The 16,904-nt window shown below is 57.9% G+C and carries 16 protein-coding genes and 1 pseudogene; 9 read left to right on the top strand and 8 right to left on the bottom strand.

Translation table 11 applies throughout. The features are described 5' to 3' along the window. Nucleotides 1–86 precede the first annotated feature (86 nt). The gene (locus tag LDO41_RS33550; protein ID WP_223995853.1) at nucleotides 87–1,577 is read left to right on the top strand and encodes an amidase; all 1,491 of its coding nucleotides are present in this window, start codon (nucleotides 87–89) and stop codon (nucleotides 1,575–1,577) included. A gap of 24 nt (nucleotides 1,578–1,601) precedes the next feature. Beyond that, nucleotides 1,602–2,927, top strand: coding sequence for an MFS transporter (locus LDO41_RS33545; RefSeq protein WP_223995833.1), 1,326 nt, complete (start codon nucleotides 1,602–1,604; stop codon nucleotides 2,925–2,927). A gap of 257 nt (nucleotides 2,928–3,184) precedes the next feature. Here LDO41_RS33545 and LDO41_RS33540 read toward each other — a convergent pair whose 3' ends face one another. Beyond that, the gene (locus tag LDO41_RS33540) at nucleotides 3,185–4,387 is read right to left on the bottom strand and encodes a GAF domain-containing sensor histidine kinase (RefSeq protein ID WP_223995832.1); all 1,203 of its coding nucleotides are present in this window, start codon (nucleotides 4,385–4,387) and stop codon (nucleotides 3,185–3,187) included. Nucleotides 4,388–4,692: 305 nt separating this feature from the next. Beyond that, nucleotides 4,693–5,007 (bottom strand): divalent metal cation transporter, encoded by a 315-nt coding sequence (locus tag LDO41_RS34460; RefSeq protein ID WP_223995831.1) that lies wholly within the window; start codon nucleotides 5,005–5,007, stop codon nucleotides 4,693–4,695. Between the two features lie 552 nt (nucleotides 5,008–5,559). On the opposite strand from LDO41_RS34460, the pseudogene LDO41_RS33530 reads away from it, so the two are divergent. From LDO41_RS33530 to LDO41_RS33515, 4 genes and pseudogenes are all read left to right on the top strand, one after another. After that, a pseudogene (locus LDO41_RS33530) lies at nucleotides 5,560–5,730 on the top strand (BamA/TamA family outer membrane protein); the annotation flags it as partial. Nucleotides 5,731–5,961: 231 nt separating this feature from the next. Beyond that, on the top strand, nucleotides 5,962–6,384 hold the full coding sequence (locus LDO41_RS33525; RefSeq protein ID WP_223995830.1) for a calcium-binding protein: 423 nt from the start codon (nucleotides 5,962–5,964) through the stop codon (nucleotides 6,382–6,384). A gap of 273 nt (nucleotides 6,385–6,657) precedes the next feature. Beyond that, nucleotides 6,658–6,966 carry an LEPR-XLL domain-containing protein gene (locus LDO41_RS34455; protein WP_223995829.1) on the top strand — a complete coding sequence of 103 codons (309 nt, stop codon included), beginning with the start codon at nucleotides 6,658–6,660 and terminating at the stop codon, nucleotides 6,964–6,966. A gap of 318 nt (nucleotides 6,967–7,284) precedes the next feature. After that, nucleotides 7,285–7,941, top strand: coding sequence for a heme-binding beta-barrel domain-containing protein (locus LDO41_RS33515; RefSeq protein WP_223995828.1), 657 nt, complete (start codon nucleotides 7,285–7,287; stop codon nucleotides 7,939–7,941). 24 nt (nucleotides 7,942–7,965) lie between these two features. On the opposite strand, the gene LDO41_RS33510 is transcribed toward LDO41_RS33515, so the two are convergent. Further along, complete coding sequence (locus tag LDO41_RS33510) at nucleotides 7,966–8,190, bottom strand: transposase (protein ID WP_223995827.1); 225 nt, start codon at nucleotides 8,188–8,190, stop codon at nucleotides 7,966–7,968. Next, nucleotides 8,177–8,431 (bottom strand): hypothetical protein, encoded by a 255-nt coding sequence (locus LDO41_RS33505; protein ID WP_223995826.1) that lies wholly within the window; start codon nucleotides 8,429–8,431, stop codon nucleotides 8,177–8,179. The genes LDO41_RS33510 and LDO41_RS33505 overlap by 14 nt, the downstream gene beginning before the upstream one ends. Nucleotides 8,432–9,204: 773 nt before the next feature. On the opposite strand from LDO41_RS33505, the gene LDO41_RS34450 reads away from it, so the two are divergent. Both LDO41_RS34450 and LDO41_RS33495 read left to right on the top strand, forming a co-directional pair. Beyond that, nucleotides 9,205–9,423 carry a DUF2188 domain-containing protein gene (locus LDO41_RS34450; RefSeq protein WP_223995825.1) on the top strand — a complete coding sequence of 73 codons (219 nt, stop codon included), beginning with the start codon at nucleotides 9,205–9,207 and terminating at the stop codon, nucleotides 9,421–9,423. A 181-nt stretch (nucleotides 9,424–9,604) separates the two neighbouring features. Beyond that, complete coding sequence (locus LDO41_RS33495) at nucleotides 9,605–9,964, top strand: hypothetical protein (RefSeq protein ID WP_223995824.1); 360 nt, start codon at nucleotides 9,605–9,607, stop codon at nucleotides 9,962–9,964. Between the two features lie 931 nt (nucleotides 9,965–10,895). Here the strand turns inward: LDO41_RS33495 and LDO41_RS33490 are convergent. Next, nucleotides 10,896–11,972: an MBL fold metallo-hydrolase gene (locus LDO41_RS33490; RefSeq protein ID WP_223995823.1), complete on the bottom strand. Its 1,077-nt coding sequence runs from the start codon at nucleotides 11,970–11,972 to the stop codon at nucleotides 10,896–10,898. 144 nt (nucleotides 11,973–12,116) lie between these two features. Here LDO41_RS33490 and LDO41_RS33485 point away from each other — a divergent pair, with 144 nt between their 5' ends. Next, the gene (locus LDO41_RS33485; RefSeq protein ID WP_223995822.1) at nucleotides 12,117–12,992 is read left to right on the top strand and encodes a LysR family transcriptional regulator; all 876 of its coding nucleotides are present in this window, start codon (nucleotides 12,117–12,119) and stop codon (nucleotides 12,990–12,992) included. A gap of 243 nt (nucleotides 12,993–13,235) precedes the next feature. Here the strand turns inward: LDO41_RS33485 and LDO41_RS33480 are convergent, their stop codons facing one another. The 3 genes from LDO41_RS33480 to LDO41_RS33470 form a co-directional block, all read right to left on the bottom strand. Further along, nucleotides 13,236–14,060, bottom strand: a complete 825-nt coding sequence (locus tag LDO41_RS33480) for a class II aldolase/adducin family protein (protein ID WP_223995821.1) — start codon at nucleotides 14,058–14,060, stop codon at nucleotides 13,236–13,238. Nucleotides 14,061–14,159: 99 nt separating this feature from the next. Further along, nucleotides 14,160–15,050, bottom strand: coding sequence for a LysR substrate-binding domain-containing protein (locus LDO41_RS33475; protein ID WP_253074822.1), 891 nt, complete (start codon nucleotides 15,048–15,050; stop codon nucleotides 14,160–14,162). A 135-nt stretch (nucleotides 15,051–15,185) separates the two neighbouring features. Continuing rightward, the gene (locus LDO41_RS33470) at nucleotides 15,186–16,517 is read right to left on the bottom strand and encodes an MFS transporter (RefSeq protein ID WP_223995819.1); all 1,332 of its coding nucleotides are present in this window, start codon (nucleotides 16,515–16,517) and stop codon (nucleotides 15,186–15,188) included. Between the last annotated feature and the right edge of the window lie 387 nt (nucleotides 16,518–16,904).

Below are 16,904 nucleotides of genomic sequence, written 5' to 3'. Positions count from 1 at the left end.
CAAATCGGAGGAGGTGCCACCAGACGACACTCAGGTCGCGGTGGTCTTATAACAACGACGGAGCCACCGTGACAATGCAGGACGTGATGCCAGTTGATTCTTCTGGTGGGCCCGATCCATTTCTGCCCGCGTACGTGGCAGCAGAACATCTGGCGCGAGGTGAGACCACCGCTCTGGCGCTGGTGGAGACTTGTCAGGCCGCATGGTCGGAGTGGAATGGCAGCGTCAATGCGATGGTGCTGGCTGATTTCGAAGCCGCACGAAAAGCCGCCACGCAAAGCGACGCAAGACGCCAGGCGGGATGCCCGCGCGGCCCCCTCGATGGCATTCCATTCTCGATCAAGGAATCATTCGACGTGGCTGGTTGGCCAACCACGTGCGGAGCGCCCGCGCGTGCGAACCATCGCGCCCACTCCGACGCGGTGGTGGTAGAGCGGCTGCGCGCGCAAGGAGCGATCCTGCTCGGCAAGACCAATGTCCCGCTAGGGCTGCGCGACTGGCAGAGCTATAACGCCATCTACGGCACTACGCGCAACCCGCACGACCTGTCTCGCACACCAGGTGGGTCATCGGGCGGCAGTGCTGCATCAGTCTGTGCTGGGATGAGCTATTTCGACATCGGCTCGGACATCGGCTCGTCGCTGCGCAATCCGGCGCATTACTGCGGCGTTTTTTCGCACAAGAGCAGTCACGGTATCGTGCCGCTGCGCGGGCACGGCAATGCCGATGCAGGGTTCGCTGAACAGGACATCAACGTGGCCGGGCCGGTCGCGCGAAGCGCGCACGACCTGGAACTCGTGCTTCGCGCCATCATCGGCCCGGATGCCGCCCATGCACCGGCATGGCACCTTACGCTACCGCTGTGTGATCACACGCGCCTTGCCGATTTCCGCGTTGCTGTATTGCCATCGCATCCGCTGGCGGAAGCCGATTCAGCGGTTAGCGATGCCATTTCGAAGCTCGGACATTGGCTGACCGAGCAGGGCGCGCAGGTCGAATGGCGCGTCCGTCCCGACTTTGATGCATCCGCCCTCTGGCGAACTTACGTGATGCTCCTACGCGCGACTACGTCGCTGCATATTGATGAAGCGGCGTTTGCCAACGCGCTCCATCGAGCTGGTCATCCGGACGATGGCGACGACAATTACGCGACACTGCAATTTACTGGCTCGGCGCTCAGCCATCGCCACTGGCTGCTGCTGCAGCGAGCGCGTGAGCAGTTTGCACGCGCCTGGGGCGATGTCTTCAGCGATTTCGACGTGCTTCTGTGCCCGGCCGCATCGACCACCGCGTTTCCCATCGACGAGATCGGCGAGCCATGGCAGCGATCGATCATGGTGAACGGGCAACCCTGGCCGCTGACGTCGCAGTTGTTCTGGGCCGGCCATTCGGGACTGTGTGGGCTGCCTTCAACCGTGGCGCCCATCGGCCCCGCGCGCGACGGCCTACCGGTAGGCGTGCAGATCGTCGCGCGCCGCTTTGGTGACCTGACGTCGCTGCGTTTTGCCCAACTGCTGGAAGGCGCAGGCTATTCATTTCAGCCGCCCCGCGCGCTCGTCGCGGCGACGTCTATCTGATTAAAAAAACGGGAGGAATCGATCATGCTTGACTGGTTCAGGGAGTTGTCGCGCGCCGAGCGCAAGGGATTCTATGGAGCGTTTCTGGGTCACGCTGTCGACGTGTTCGACTTCATGATCTATTCGTTTCTGATCTCCACGCTTCTAGCGCAGTGGGGGATGAGTAAGTCCATGGCGGGAGCCATCGTCACGTGGACTCTGGTGTCTTCTTTGGTGGGCGCCATTGGCGCAGGTTTGCTGGCTGACAGGTTCGGCCGCGTGAGAGTCCTGCGGTGGACAATCCTCGTATTCGCGGTGTCATGCTTCCTGTGCGGCATTGCAAATTCGCCGGAACAGCTCATGGTGTTCCGTATGCTTCAAGGTCTCGGGTTCGGCGGCGAGTCATCGCTGTGCATGGTGCTGGTGACGGAATTGATCCGCAATCCCGCACATCGCGGTAAGTACTCGGGCTTTACAGCGAGCAGCTATTCGTTCGGCTGGGGAGGCGCTGCCATTGCGTATGCGATCACGTTCAACATTTTCGAACCGGAGACAGCGTGGCGAGTCTGCTTTTTCCTAGGCATCCTGCCCGCGCTGGTGGTCGTGTATCTACGGCGCAACCTGCAGGAGCCCGAAGTCTTCCTGAAGAGTCGCGCTGAACGCGGCAATGTCTCAGCGGCATCCGATCTCGCGCGCGTCTTCCGACGTCCACTGCTGCGCAAGACCGTGCTGTGTAGCCTGCTGTCAGGCGGCATGCTCGGCGCCTACTATGCTATCGCCACGTGGCTGCCCACTTTCTTGAAGACTGAGCGAGGCCTGTCGGTGTTCGGCACCAGTTCGTATTTGGCCGTCACCATTCTCGGATCGCTGGTCGGCTATGTCGCGGGCGCTTATGCCACCGATCGTTGGGGGCGTCGGCTGACTTATATTGCGTTCGCAGCCGGTGCATTCGTGATGGCCATGATCTACATGGTGATCCCGGTGTCCAACACCTCAATGCTGTTTCTGGGCTTTCCTTTGGGCGTGCTGATGCAGGGTGTGTTCTCGGGTATCGGCGCGACGATATCGGAGTCGTACCCCAGCAGCGTGCGCGCCACGGGCTATGGCGTGGCCTACAACCTTGGGCGTGTGATTGGTTCTTTCTTTCCGCTGGCGGTGGGCTGGCTCAACAGCGGACGCACGTCATTGGCATTGGCCATCGCCATGGCCGCCGGGGTAGGCTATGCCGTAGTAATGGTGTCAGCGGCACTGCTGCCCGAAACCTCGGGGATGGATCTCGGACAGGCTGGCGGTGATGACGACCACGAAGACGCAGTGAGTGCCACCGCGCCCGTAGCCGCTGTGCCGCACGTGTCGAACCGGCTGGCCTGACGGCGAACGGTTTCTTTGTCCGCTCGTGAGGCGGGGCACACGGCGACGGGAGCGGGCTGAACGTTTCGAAGTGGGGCCGCAGCTTCAAGCTACGTCTGACGAAGTCGGGCGTAGCGGTGAAGCTCTACAAATCTGTGGCAGCTCACACGAGTCGAAAAAAGCGTTTCGTTCGATGTTCACTCGCCGACGGTGGCGGTCAAGCCCGGTAAAGCAAAATAAATCATGCTTAATTGGCTAGGCTTATGGCTACGGCTCGGTCAGCGCAAGGGCAGGCGGGCAGTGAAGCATGTCCCGGCTTCGTTCGTGGATCGGACCTCGAGTGTGCCGCCATGCGCCTTGACGATCTCATGACAGATGTAAAGGCCAAGTCCCAGCCCGCCCACAGAGCTCCGCTGGGCTGGGCGCCAGTAAGGTTCAAAGATCCGCTTGAGATTTTCCGGCGCGATCGGCGTGCCGCCGTTGGTCACGGTAATCATCAGCTGTCCGTGACTGCTGTGCGCTCGTACGACGATCGGCGTATCGACGTCCCCATATGCAATCGCGTTACCGAGTAAGTTCGAAACCAACTGCTGCAGGCGGATTACGTCGCACCGAATCGGTCCAGCGATGTGAATCTCCTCGAGGACTTCCCGGGGGCGATGTGTTTCGGCAAGCTCGGCGATCACAGCCCGTAGCGGGCTCGTGAGGTCGGCTTCTTCGCGCATGGAAACTGACATGCCGGCGCCGAGACGTCCCCGAGCGAAATCCATCACATCCTCTATAAGTCGCGACATGCGCTGCACCGCGGATTGAATTCGCTGCCCCGCTTTCATACTTAGCGGTTCGCTCGATTGCGCGATCAAGCTCTGAGCTGCGTAACTGATTGCAGAAAGGGGATTTCGCAGGTCGTGGCCAAGTACCGCTATAAACTGCTCACGCAATTTGGCTACTTCGCGCTCTTGGGACAAGGCCGCATACACGCCTTGTGTAGCTCGGTCATTTGCCAACTGGGCGGCGATCAGACTCGCAAAGCTTTCAAAAATTGCCAGCGTACGGGAGTTGGCAACGGACGCCGGCTGCGAATCGATCGCGCAGAGGTTCCCAAAATAGGAGCCGTCCGGCAATACAATTGGAACAGAAATATAACTCCTCAAGCCGTAGAGGCGGGGAGTGTGATGATTTCGATAGAGCGGATGCATTTCGAAATCATCCACAACAATGGGTTGTCGCGCGGCACGCGACTCAAAGCATAGTGTCGTGCGTAGATCCAGCTGCCCGCCGGCATCCAGGCCGAACGACACACGATCGTGAACCGCACAGGCAGTCCACGATTCGTCAGTGACTCGTGCGACGGCCGAGAACCCCATTCCCGTCACCTCACAAACCACCTGCAAAATCGTGGGGACCGCCGCAATTCGCCCCACCGCAGCGATGTCGTCAGTCGGTATTAATGCTTGTGAAGCTACAGGAAGAGTGCCCATCGCCCGAGATCAAGAGAACACCGATCATCAGCATAGCAGCTTCGCGGGCTCGGCTTCCCGACTCATTCATCGAAGCCGAGCCCCTGGCGAAGGATTGTCGCCTCCTTGCGAAGCAGTCTTTCGAGGGCAGCTATATCCACGGATTTCTCGATGTGTGCATTGAAGCCAGCCAGCCTGGGTTAAGCTTTCGCTGTGCGGCCTTGTCCCGAGTCATTGATACAGTGCACGGCGAGAGCGTCGCCCGTGCCTGGCGTCATGTATTCGTTTCTCGTCCTACAAGCGGGAGGGGACCACTGAGACGAAAGTCAGCAAACGATTGCTGTCAGACCAAGCACGAACAACGTGAACCACATCACCGTTGTCTCGCACCAAGCGAGACGGTGTATTTGAACGGGTGGTGAGAATCCTCCCATGACCTTGGGCCGCCGCGACATAAGTTGAAGCACGTTCATCGCCAGTGCAGCGGCCACTCCGCTCAGCACCGCATTCCATACCAGCATGCGGGCCGGCTCGATGGGTGCAAAGCAAAGTGCGGCCCCGACGGCCATGAAGGCGGCTATAAAAGCCGGATCGATATGGTGGTCCATGATCGCGAAGGAAAGATTAGGTTTCGGCTTCATCTCAGGGATTGCGACCCGGGTGGCAAGACGTGAGCAGACTATGGCTGCGCGGAAAAACGGAGGGTGCCCCGTTTAGGGCGGAGCGTCTCGGTGCCGCTGTCCGAAATCCAAACCTATGCAACGGCGCCGGTAGGGCTGACGAGGGACCGGTCTAGGTTTGCATGCTAAACCCGTCGGCAGAGTCCGTGAGAAGTAAGTTTCCGCTCACTGACCGGTTCGACAGCCCAGCCTGCTGAATTAATCTCACTTGGAATTAGGGGTCCAAGCCGAGATGATGCGCAGGTCGCGTCGATTTAGTGTCCGCTTGATTCGCGCTCGAATCGCGTGCGATGTTGAGAAGTGGTGGTTGGTTGTCCGGCCAGAATTGCCCGCCGCGCTAGTTGATCGGCCAGTTCTGCGCGGCGCACCCGCAGCGTATAGATTGCCTGCCTGCCTGCCTGAGTTTAACTACCTCGGGATGATGTTCTTCCGCACGTCGCGCGCCAGAGGGCTGCTTCAGGCGCGCCTCGAGTAGCCGCAGCTGGCGTTCGTTCTTGTCGATAAATCTATCGAAAGGCATATGGCCGCTGGCATGACTTTTCTGATGCCACAACAGTGGTAAGTGTCGGCGCCGGATTTCGCTACATGCTTGCACGCAAGCTGGGATTGTCAATGGGAATCGATGTAGCCCATAGCCGGGGACAGAACGCCTTCTACATTCAGGTTGGTAGCGCATGGCGCTAACTCAGCGGCAAGAGCTTGTCCGATATGTAGAAGATGTGGAAAGTCGCGTCCGAGGCAATCGCTCATCTTTCCAAATTTCACGGCATCACTCGAAGTCGTAATCACCGCGCACCGCCGATGGCGGCGTCAGCGATCGCGCGTCTGCGCTCCTAGGCCCGCAGTACTCACGGGGAGAGCAGCAATTTCAATTTGCCGTCGGCAAGACCGAAAGCGAATCCAATAAAAAATTTCATGACTGAGACTGAAATCGTCACTTCGATGTCGATAAGTGCTGCGATAGAGTTCATTGGTTTTCTCCAAATTGCTGCAGTCAAAAATACTAGGGAGCTTTTGATGAGATCTTACTTCGTCGCTGCCGGAAGTGTCGGCATGATGATTGCGCTCGTTTCAATGAATGCCTTTGCGCGGCAGAAACCAGCGAATGCTCAGGAGGCCAAGGCGGAATTCACGCAGAAGCTCAATGATGCCGATATCAACCACGATGGAAAATTGAGTCGAGAAGAAGCTGAAAGTGCCATGCCGGAGGTCTATAAAAACTACGACAAGATCGACACCAAGAAGACAGGGGGCATCTCGCAAAAGCAAATCGGCGCGTACTTTGCGGCCAAAGCGAAGCGACAACAGGTGGCGCGAGATCCGGGCAGCCTCAACTGAGATGTGGCCGACGCGCCCCGGAGGTCGGACGGCACGTCCCTGAAGCGCGGCCGGGAAGGGGAGACCTGATACGACCACGAGGCGGCGTGGTGCGCGCTCCGCTGGCGGCATGGTTTATTAGCAATGCGGCAGCACGTGATATATGCCGCAGGGGCCGCAGTATGTCGTGGTCAGCCCGTCGTATTGATCTATGGCGCTTCTTGTCTATCTGGACGTGCCGGGTAAGTGTTGTCGGGTTGAACGGGCCTCGTCTCATCGGGCAGGACACCGGATATGCGCCAGACTGCCAACTTTCTGCCTGCCAGTCATGCCCTAGCGCTCGAGCCTCGGCTACTGTATGACGCTGCGGCCGGCGTTGCCGTTGAGCATCAGCAGCAGACACAACAACCGCAGCCGGATGGTGCAGCGCCGGGCAATCATGCGCCTGATGCACCTGATACGCTTGCGGCGCACCCCGCGAGCAAGCAACTCTTGGTGATCGATGCACGCGTCAATGGGGCCAGCGCGCTGGCGCAAAGTGCGCCACCGGGGCTTGTTGTGGACGCTTGTCCGCGGTGGGTCAGTTTTCGGTGCAATCAATAGACGGCACTTTCGCACTGCGAACGCAAGCCATCCCGACGCGAGCAATCACGCGGCTTAAAGGAAGGCCCAAAGTGCGGATTCGCCGAACTTCCACCCGAGCCAACACACGCCCCCGATTGACTGCATGACGATACTGTAATGATCGCGTCATCGCGTAGACGGCAGCAACACACAACACTATGCACTCAAGTCCCAAGGATTCTGCCTCCGTTGTGACAAGTGGAGGTGCCTAGGCCTAGTGGCCGCGTAAGTCCTAATTTGACCCGAGCGCCTCATAACCTCGCAAACTCTCAGGGAGTAGAGGCTGTCGTGAAACCCATGAAAAGAGTCATCGCCGTCGCTTCGACGCTCGTCGCGTCTCTCGTGGCGACCGGCACCTTGGCCTTTGCCGAAAGCCCTACGCAAAGTATCTCCATTAATGGGAAGGTGCAAGACTACGGACCACTTGCCCCGCTGATTGGCGCCTGGAAAAGTGCAAGCGCGACCGGGGTAGACGTCGCTCCGGGTCAGACCGGCTCCGCTGTCGGAACGGGCGGGAAAGCAGTTTCTCCTTTCTATGAAATCATAAAAATCACGCCCAATATTCCTGATACCAACAATAGCGCCGAATCTCTAATTTCCGTGATCTATCATCAGTCGATATACAGGACCAGCAATCACCATTGGTTCCATGATCAGATCGGCTATCTGACCTACGATAAGACGAACAACCTCGTCTACGATACCTCTTGCATTCCTCGCTCAGTGTGTTTCGTGGCGGAAGGCCGGCCTGGGAAAACCATGAGGATGACCACCAAGAGCCAAGGAGTCGCCCAGGCCCAATATATGGTCCATAACGATTCCACCAATTCTGTCGAGATTTCTCTAACGGTGTCCGGCGACACTCTGAAATACGAATACACGACGCACTTGTTAGTCTATGGAAAGCGGTTTGACCATACCGACCGGGACACGCTGGTCAAAGTAAAAAATTAGCCGGTCATCGGTAACGATAGCGGGCTATCTCGCGTACAGAAGGTGTACGTGGTCGTGCTCGCCGTTGAACTCCACCAACTCGGCTTTGAAGTCCCGGCAGACACTTGCCAGTATCAACTGCACGGCGTCCAGGTGCTCTTCTTGAACACGTTGCGCCGATACTTTTGCAGTCACACTTAGCGCTCCACAACGGGAGCACAAGGAGTCGTTGTAGGAGACCAAAGCCGTAACAGGGTTAGAGCGCGTCATTGCTCCGAATCGGTTCAGCTCTGTAAACCGACCAGAAGAAGTGCGACCGACGACGGTGCCTGATAGTTGTTCTCTCTGCGAAGAAGCGCACCTTGCCGTACGCCTCTGTATCGACCTCGACGTCCAGATGCTCCTGCGTCGCGGTCGCCGCGGCCGGAAGCAGTGCCACAGCCTTCGCAATGTGTCTGCTTTCGATATGTCCGAGGATGCCATCCGCCCCAGGCGTCTGCAGTTCGCGCATGCGTCGCTCTCCTGGCAGATGGCATCTAGCTGCACGGTTGTTTCCCATGACGCTCCTCAATCGCTCCTGTCGCTTCTTGTATGCCTCACCGCCTAGGTCCGGCCGGGCCCGACGCGAATCCCATGCTTGTCGCGCTGAATGAGCGGCAGATGTCCATAGGATCGAAGCCGTGCGAGGTCCTGCCGAGTTGTGGGGGGTGCGTTCCATCCCGCTAAGGCGGCGGATTCGATGCCAAACGCGCCGCAGGCCGGGCAGGTGTATCTAAAACCTCGTAGCTGAGGATCCCGAAGTCTTTCAGCTGATGCGCCACATATCGGGCAGTTCGCGGGTTCTGGGAGCATGTCGTCTCGTGATACTGTATAAATATACAGTGGTTAGTGTAGACGACGGAATTGCAATCGGTAGCTGGCGCTTAAGAAAAATATTCCGTGGAAGCATCTTCACTTTCACGTATGAAAGTAAATAAGTGATTTATAAGGCGCTATTTATGGGGAATTGCTGCTCCGCAACTTCTCCGCCGCTCGGCGCGATGTGAGTTCCAGCGGCAAGTGGTGCCTCCAATCCGCAGGTCGGTAGCGAGATGCAGGACATGCTCTGTTCTAAAAAAGTTTTCCTTCTTTCGCTGGGCCCCCTACGCCAATGCTCTGCCCGTGGCGCGCATGATGGCCCCCCTTTTCCGAGGGATGGCATCTGCGCGAAGGTGCCAGAATAATATTTCGGTCCCTGCAGACCAGGGGCGTTGAACAATCAATTCAATTGCGGAGGAGTCGTGAATGGTCAAGACCATTCATGTGGTTCGGTCTGGAAAAAGATGGGTAGTTCAGACGTCTGATGGAGATCTTCGGATCCGTTATGTGACCCAACAAGCAGCCATGGAAAATGGCGCGACAGTCGCAGTAAGGGAGCGGGTGAGCATGGTGATTCACGATCGAGCGGGGAGGATCCGATTCCGGCTCTTCCTAGGAGACTCACGTACGACGGGAACATCGTGAGGCGGTTACAGTCATCGCATGCGAGCGACCAGGCCCGGTCGTCAATCGCCATGGGGATCGCAGACTTAGATCCCTCCCCCAGACAAGCCAGTGCAATCAATGACCCCGAAGCGGCGGACTGGCTGTAAGAATGCGGTAAGCCTCGGGTTTTATTGTGTGACTGTCTTATGCGATTCGCTCGTTGAAGCAGAAATTGCTGCCTCCCTTCTCGTGCAAGATGGATCTCACCTGTGCTTCCAAATTCATGGACTCGGAATCACCCCAAGCCTCGCCCGTCGATCAAGCGCTGCCGCTTCATGCCCGTGTTGCGGTCCTCGAAGCGGTGATCGCAGTGTCCGATTTTAAGATCGTCTTTGGACGGCTTGCCTCCTGTCTGGAGGAGGCTATGCGAGAGGTGGACGACTCCACGCCGAAGGAGCTACGTGCAAAGCTGGAGGAAATGCGCGTAAAGCTTCTGCAGCACGACGCGTTGTCTCGACGGCAGTCTAGTCAACCAGCGTCGCCACTCGGTGAGAACGCTCGTTCATCAGCTTTGTTTTAACTGCGCGACCGTGACAGCGTAAGGTTACGACTGCTCGAGCACATACTTTACACGCTGCTAGATGCGTTCCGACTGGCGTCCAATCACGCCGGGTGGCCATCATGGGGCCGCTCAATCGTTTCGCTTTACACGCGACCCGCCTGTTGGCACATGGACATCACGATCTCGTTCGCTGTGGCCAACTCGCCGGTATCGGGCCGAACCCGATCCGTAGCTAGCAGCTTGTAGATGCGCCACATCGGGATAACCTCAGCCTTGGCACGTCGACTGGTGACATATGAGTTCGCAATACACGGGAGAACGAGTTAAGGCAGAGCGAACGATGCGGAGGTGAGAGCCCTCCTCCAACTGTCGAAGGACACGCCGCTGCAGACTGGACAAAGACATGGGGGGCGAAGCCTTGTTCGAGAGAGTGTCGGTACGTTGTCTCGAATTTTGACGCAACGTGGCCCGCCACCCCATAACTTGTATGAGTTAGCCAATGTTCACGGTCGTTAGGGATTGTGCCTTTCATCCGTGGGCAGCCCGACGCTCGGAAGTCATCGACCTTGGCTTGGCGGCCATGCCGCAGGTGATGTTCTATCGCGCGGCTTTCGCGGTGGATATAAAGGATTCTAAAAAGCAGGGATGCCGCATGCAGCGTGGTTTAGCCCGCTGCGCAGCACGCGGCTGTCGAGCTGACGGCTGAGCATGGTTGGCAGCGGATGCGTCGAGTGCCTGAAGGTAAGCGCGAAGCGGACGCTAATGACAATGGGGCGATAGGCCGCTTCTGGCCGGAGTTGGCCTTCGGTGAGCCATAGGAGACAATGCCAGCTACTGAATGGGACGGCGTCGAGTGGGGGCCAGAGTGGATCCTGTACTCGTGCGGCGACGATGCTCGGGGGAAACCTCCATGCACAAGAGCCCTTAGAGCTGTCGCGCGCGCCTCGTTTCAAGACCCAGATGGCTTCGGGTGCGTGGCCAACAGGCCCGCATACACCATCCTGGTGAATTGCTCCCCGTTGAAAACGAAGTGTCCCCAGTTGTCATCGAAGGCCGCGGACGGTCTGGCGGCAACGATCTCGTCGAGTGACTTTCCTTGTTGCATCAGTGCCGCCACGTTGGCGCGCACTGTGGTCAGCATGTCGCGGAATTCGATCAGCTGAGCTCTTGTGCCAACAGGGCCGTGACCGGGCACAACGATGGTGTGGTCCGTCGTCCGGGCCACAGCCTGATTGGCCCATTTGATGGCGCCATCGATGCTCCCACCATCCTCGTTGTCGATATACGGATAGAAGCCGTTCCAGAAGGTGTCGCCGAGCGCCAGCACATCCGCGTCCCTGAAATAGACCCACAGGTCGCCGTCGGTGTGGCCATGCCCGAAGTTCTCGACTTCAACTTTATTTCCTGCAAAGTCGAACACCTTCTCGTCGCGTATCAGCAGCGTCGGGCGTGCAGCCTCGGGGACTGGATCGAACGTCCAGTTCCATGCATTCACGTGTGTCGTCTCGGTTAAATGACGAGCAGTGTTCTCCTGCGCCACGATGGTGGCGCCTGCCGCATGCATCCACGCATTGCCGTCGGTATGGTCCCAATGCCAGTGCGTGTTGACGACATATCGTAGCGGTGCAGGTCCAATCCGATCGAGTGCCGCCTGCACCTTCTCATGTCTTTTGCTGATGCCAGCGTCAACCAGAAATTTGCCGTCCTTGCCCGACAGCACGGTGATGTTGCCACCAGAGCCCATTAGTACGGTCACGTTCTCGCGCACAGGCTTTACGACGATGGCTTCGTCGGCACGGCGCAGGTATCTGGCGCCGGCTCCAGTATGGAAATAGTCATCGGGCACGGAGGATGCAAGCGCATGTGAAGCGCCGACGCTAGCGAATAGCAATGCTTGCATGGCGGGCTGCTTCACACGACACATCAGATTCCGCACCATGTAGAAAGTGGCCCCAACAGCGCCGAACAAGTCGGAGGTGGGGCCTGTGGTTTGGGACATTTCAGCGGTATTGAGACGGAGCATCATGCTTCTCCTTGCAGGTAGTGAAAAATAATATGACGATGCCCCATCAGAAATGTCCTTAACGGCCGGAGGAAGGCCGATCATAGGGGTTCTTGAATCGTTTGAATATTCCTCATATCTGCAATCCCTCCCTGCAAATATGCACACATGATCGATTGGGAAAGCATTCGATACTTCCTTGCCGTCGCCCGCACCGGAACATTGTCGGGCGCAGCGCGTAGTCTCAAGGTCGATCACGCCACGATCAGTCGACGCTTGAGTGCGCTGGAGACGGAAATCAATGCGCGCTTGATCGAACGCCAACCCAGGACATGCAGACTGACCCCGTTAGGGCAGCGTGTGTTCGAACTGGCGCTGGAGATGGAAGAGGGCGCCCACACAATCGAACGATTCCTCGACGCCAACCGTTCGCCGCCGTGCGGCAAGGTCACGCTAAGCGCACCGCCCATACTTGTGGCGAATTTTCTGGTGAGGCATCTCGCAAGCTTTCGCCGTGCGCATCCCGGCATACAACTGTCCGTGTGCAGCGACGCACGGCAGGTTTCTCTGAGTCGCAGGGAAGCAGACGTTGTCTTGAGATTAACGCGACCGGAGGAAACGACAAGCGTCGTACGCAAGCTGGGGCGCATATCGTTTGGTCTGTATGCCAGTAAGGAGTATCCGCATCTGCACGATCCATCCGCATGGGAATTCATCGCCTATGACCCCGGATTCGTAGGCGTTTCGCAGCGGGAGTGGTTGATGGGCGTTGCAGGGGACAGACCCGTCGCCTGCGAAATCAGCGACATCAATGGCCACCTGGAAGCGGCACGAGCCGGCGCTGGCGTGGCCGGGCTACCGGATTTCTTGGCGGAGATCGATGGAAAGCTGCAGCGCGTCACGCACGATGGCGAGCCGTTTTCCCGAGATATCTGGATGGCCATTCATCAAGACTTGCGCCGTTCGCCTCAAATACGGACGGTCATGGATTTCTTGCGGAGAATCATCGTTGAAACTCCGGCGTTGGTGGATCATCGGATCTAAGGGGCCTGCGTCGCATCGGCTCGATGCCTCCTATTCGCGGCAGCGGCCTTATTAACCGTTAGGTTACGAAGCGCTCGGAGGGGGCGGCCAAGCCTACGCGCGTAGCCACGCCAGCGCGATAGCCCGAGTCATTGTCCACGAAGGCGGCAATCGTATCAGTACGTTAAAGGAACAAGTCGGAGCGAGCCTATGCGGCTGGCTCCGAAGGCTTGAGGGCCTAGTGCTGAAGAGACTGTGAAGTGCTCACGCTGAGCGGATGCTCTTCTGATACTCCCGAAGGTCCGGGCTATCCTTGAGAAGCTGTTCAAAAAGTCCTTGGAAGGCCAGCCATGCCACATAGTCCGAACCAATCTGGCGTCGAACCGACCTTGCCTCTTCGTCGCTCATGACGATGAAATCGCCTGCGGACTCGGCGAGCATTTGAATCTGGCAGCAACGCTCCATGGCGAGGAACCGGTAAGCAGTTGCGTCAACGGAGGTTCCCACCGTCAATAAGCCGTGATTGACCAGAACTGCTGCGCGTCGATCTCCCATCGCGGAGGCAATGCGACGGCCTTCATCCCTGTCGAGCACGAGAACGTCACCCTGGAACGCGACCTGGTCTTCAAAGAAGAGACAGGCTTCCTGATTGATCGGAAGAAGTGTTCGTTTCCTGGCAGAGAAGGCGCGGCCATACACCGAGTGAGTATGGGCAGCTGCCGTGACGCGATGGTTTGATGCGTGGATGCCGCAGTGAATCGCCACGGCGGCGGCATTGACTGGCCCACCGCTTCCGCTATGGACATTCCCGTGTTCATCGATGCAGATGAGGTCTTGCGGGCTGATGCAGGAGAAGTGCTGGGCGTAAGCGTTGACCCAGAAACGGTCGCTGAATTCGGGGTCACGGACAGTGATGTGTCCTGCAATACCCTCTGCCAGTCCAAAGCGAGCGAACATCCGGAACGCTGCGACAAGCCGAAGTTTCCGGTCTCGCCGCTCAGACTCGAAGGAGTCGTGTATCGCCGGCGTCGGAAGCGGACCGCCGATTGGTGTGGGAATCTGCAGGTTGATGTTTGCGATATCGTTCATGGGATTCTTTCCTGTCTACCAGAATCATTCTGATGGTGAGGCCCCGTCAGCGATAGGGACGAAATCTCACAGGATGGTGCTGCACCGGAAGCCCTGCGCTTATTGGGGCTGCGTCAAGGATGCGGTGTAGCTTGCAGCCGTTGAAAGCAGCCATTCCTCGAAAAGCTTCAGCGGCTCCCAGTTTCGGCGTTGCTCGGGATACGCGAAAAATACGGTGCTGGGGTTCTTTATCGAGTGCCGATGCGCCACGACCAACTGACCACTGGCTAGTTCTCGGTCTATGAGCGTTCGGGGTAGAAGTGCAAGGCCTTGGCCAGAGGTTGCGGCATTTATCGACATGACGAACATGTCGTAGCGAGGAGTACTCGCGTTGTGCTTCATTGGATGGCCTAGGAGTGACTGTCCCCATTCCGTCCACGCGGTCGGCAAATCTCTCGTGTATATCCATGGCGCGGCCGCAATCCGCTCCAGACTCAGCTCCTCGCCTGCCGCACACCATTTCGGCGAACCGACTAACAGAAGTTGGTCGTCATTTATCAATGTTGACCCTGCCATGCCTTCCCATAGGTGCAACCCGAAGTAGACGGTCGCGTCGAAGTTTGAGTCGTCGAAGAAGTTGGGCTGGTCTCGACCAAGTATGTGCACGCGGATTTCGGAGTGTCGTTCATAAAAATCCTGCAGCCTAGGGACGAGCCATTGGGTGGCAAACGACACCCCAACGGCCACGTCGAGGTTCACGGCGCTCTCCGACCGAACGAGCTCAAGCGTGTCCCGCCGAATCTGGTCCAGATTCACGCGAATGCGTCGCGCATATTCTGCGCCCGCGGGAGTGAGAACGAGGCGTTGTCGCACGCGGTCAAACAACGCAACTCCCAGGTCTTCCTCGAGTTCGTTGACCTTCTTGCAGATCGCGCCATGAGTCTGCGAGAGTTCTTCTGCTGCCTTGGAAAAGCTCTCGTGCCGGGCTGACGCCTCGAACGCTTGCAACAAACCAAGGCTAGGTACTCCGCGTCGCATTCCTACTCCCTTATCAACGACCTTCTTACAAGGGCAATCACCGATGTGGCCCTAGCGGCATCGTGCAGCCGCAGGGCTGCCCCGACACGTCAACACTGTACTTCCCGGTTACGCAGGGGTGGTAAGCCCAGACGGTGCTTTTCGTCGCGACGCTTCCAGCACCGTCACGATAATCGCTGAGACAACCATAAGAGCGGAGACGCCGTAGAACGCCACAGCGAAATGTCCCGTCACGTCCTTTGACCAGCCGATGAAGTACGGCAATACGAAGCCGGCGCAAACTCCAAGACTAGTAATCATTGCAATGCCGGCTGCTGCGCCACGCTCGGCGAGAAACTTGGTCGGCAACTGCCAGAACGTAGTCATGGTGCAGAAGCAGCCCGCCGCTCCGACTGCAAACGCCGCAATTGCTGCGTATGGCGACTTCATCCACATGGCCACTGTCAGTGCAATCGCACAGACCAGCAGCGGCCCGGCGACATGCTTGCTGGTAAGCTGGCGTTGTTGCACCACGCGACCCCACACAAGCATGCTAACGGCGGCGAACGCGAACGGGATGGCCGTAATCGTGCCAATTTGCGTGATGGTGTACTTCACTCCCAAGGTCTTCTCAAACGATGCAACGACCTGCGGCAGGAAGAAGAGCAAGGACACGATGCCGGCGTTCACGCCGAAATACACCGCGCCTAGCGCCCAGACCCGAGGGTTCGATATGACCGTCCACACACTGTCGCGACCTTGAGTGTTACGCGCGTCCGTCTGCTTCTGCTCCTGAGCCAATACGGATGCAACCGTGGTCTTCTCCGCTGCGCTCAACCAGCGCGCTTTTGATGGGCCGTCGGGAAGGTAGAAGAAGACGAAAATCCCGAGAGCAATGGAGGGCAACCCCTCCAAGAAAATCATAGCGCGCCACCCCGTAAGACCAAAAAAAGAAGCGTGCTCCATCAGCCAGGTGGAAATCGGTGCGCCGAACACGCCGGTCAGGGGGATAGCCGTCACAAACAGGGACATCATCCACACGCGGTCCTTGGCGGGCAGCCAGAGCGTGAGATAGAACACCATGCCAGGGAACAAGCCGGCCTCAAAGACGCCCAGGACGAAGCGGGCAACATACAGCCATTGTGCGCTCGGCACGAGGCAAGTGAGCGAGGAGACGATGCCCCAAGTCACCATGATGCGTGTCATCCAAAGGCGGGCGCCGAATCGATACATGCAGAGGTTGCTGGGCAACTCAAAAAGAACGTATCCGATGAAGAATAAGCTCGCGGCGAGCCCGTATTGGGCTGCAGTCAAGCCCAGCTCCTGATTCATCGTTAGCGCAGCGTAGCCGATGTTTGCGCGGTCCAGCTGATTCGCCATGTACATCAGAATCATCAGCGGTCCCAAGCGCCAGCTTATCTTCCGAGCAATCTCTGGGGGCATTGAAGGGGCGGCAGTCATGATGAGGTTCCTTCTTGGATTTGTGCGAGGCACTGAGAATTTACGATCCAGAGAGGCGACTCGATACTGTCAAAATCTCACGGGGTTATGACTGGAATTCACAGTGCCCAATATCCGCCCATAACAACCGCACAAAACGCGACACTGGTGCAAAAAGCGGCATAGTTAGGAGAAGAATGATCGGGTTATCCCTAGCTTGGGGCGTGCTATCTAAGGGAAATTCCTGACATTCAAGATTCGTGCTGGAGGGTCGGAGCAAATGCCGACGAGCTCTAGGGATACAGGAAGCGGGCTCGGCCTCGGCACCAAGGAAGCATTGCGATTTGCTCCCTCACTACGCAAAGTTGTTGCATCCGGGCTCACCAAATGGGGACGCTGTTGCAACAC

It is taken from the genome of Cupriavidus pampae (genome assembly GCF_914271485.1).
Lineage (GTDB): Bacteria > Pseudomonadota > Gammaproteobacteria > Burkholderiales > Burkholderiaceae > Cupriavidus > Cupriavidus pampae.
Note: the sequence above shows the minus strand (reverse complement) of the source record. Positions and strands in the feature narration are given on the sequence as shown.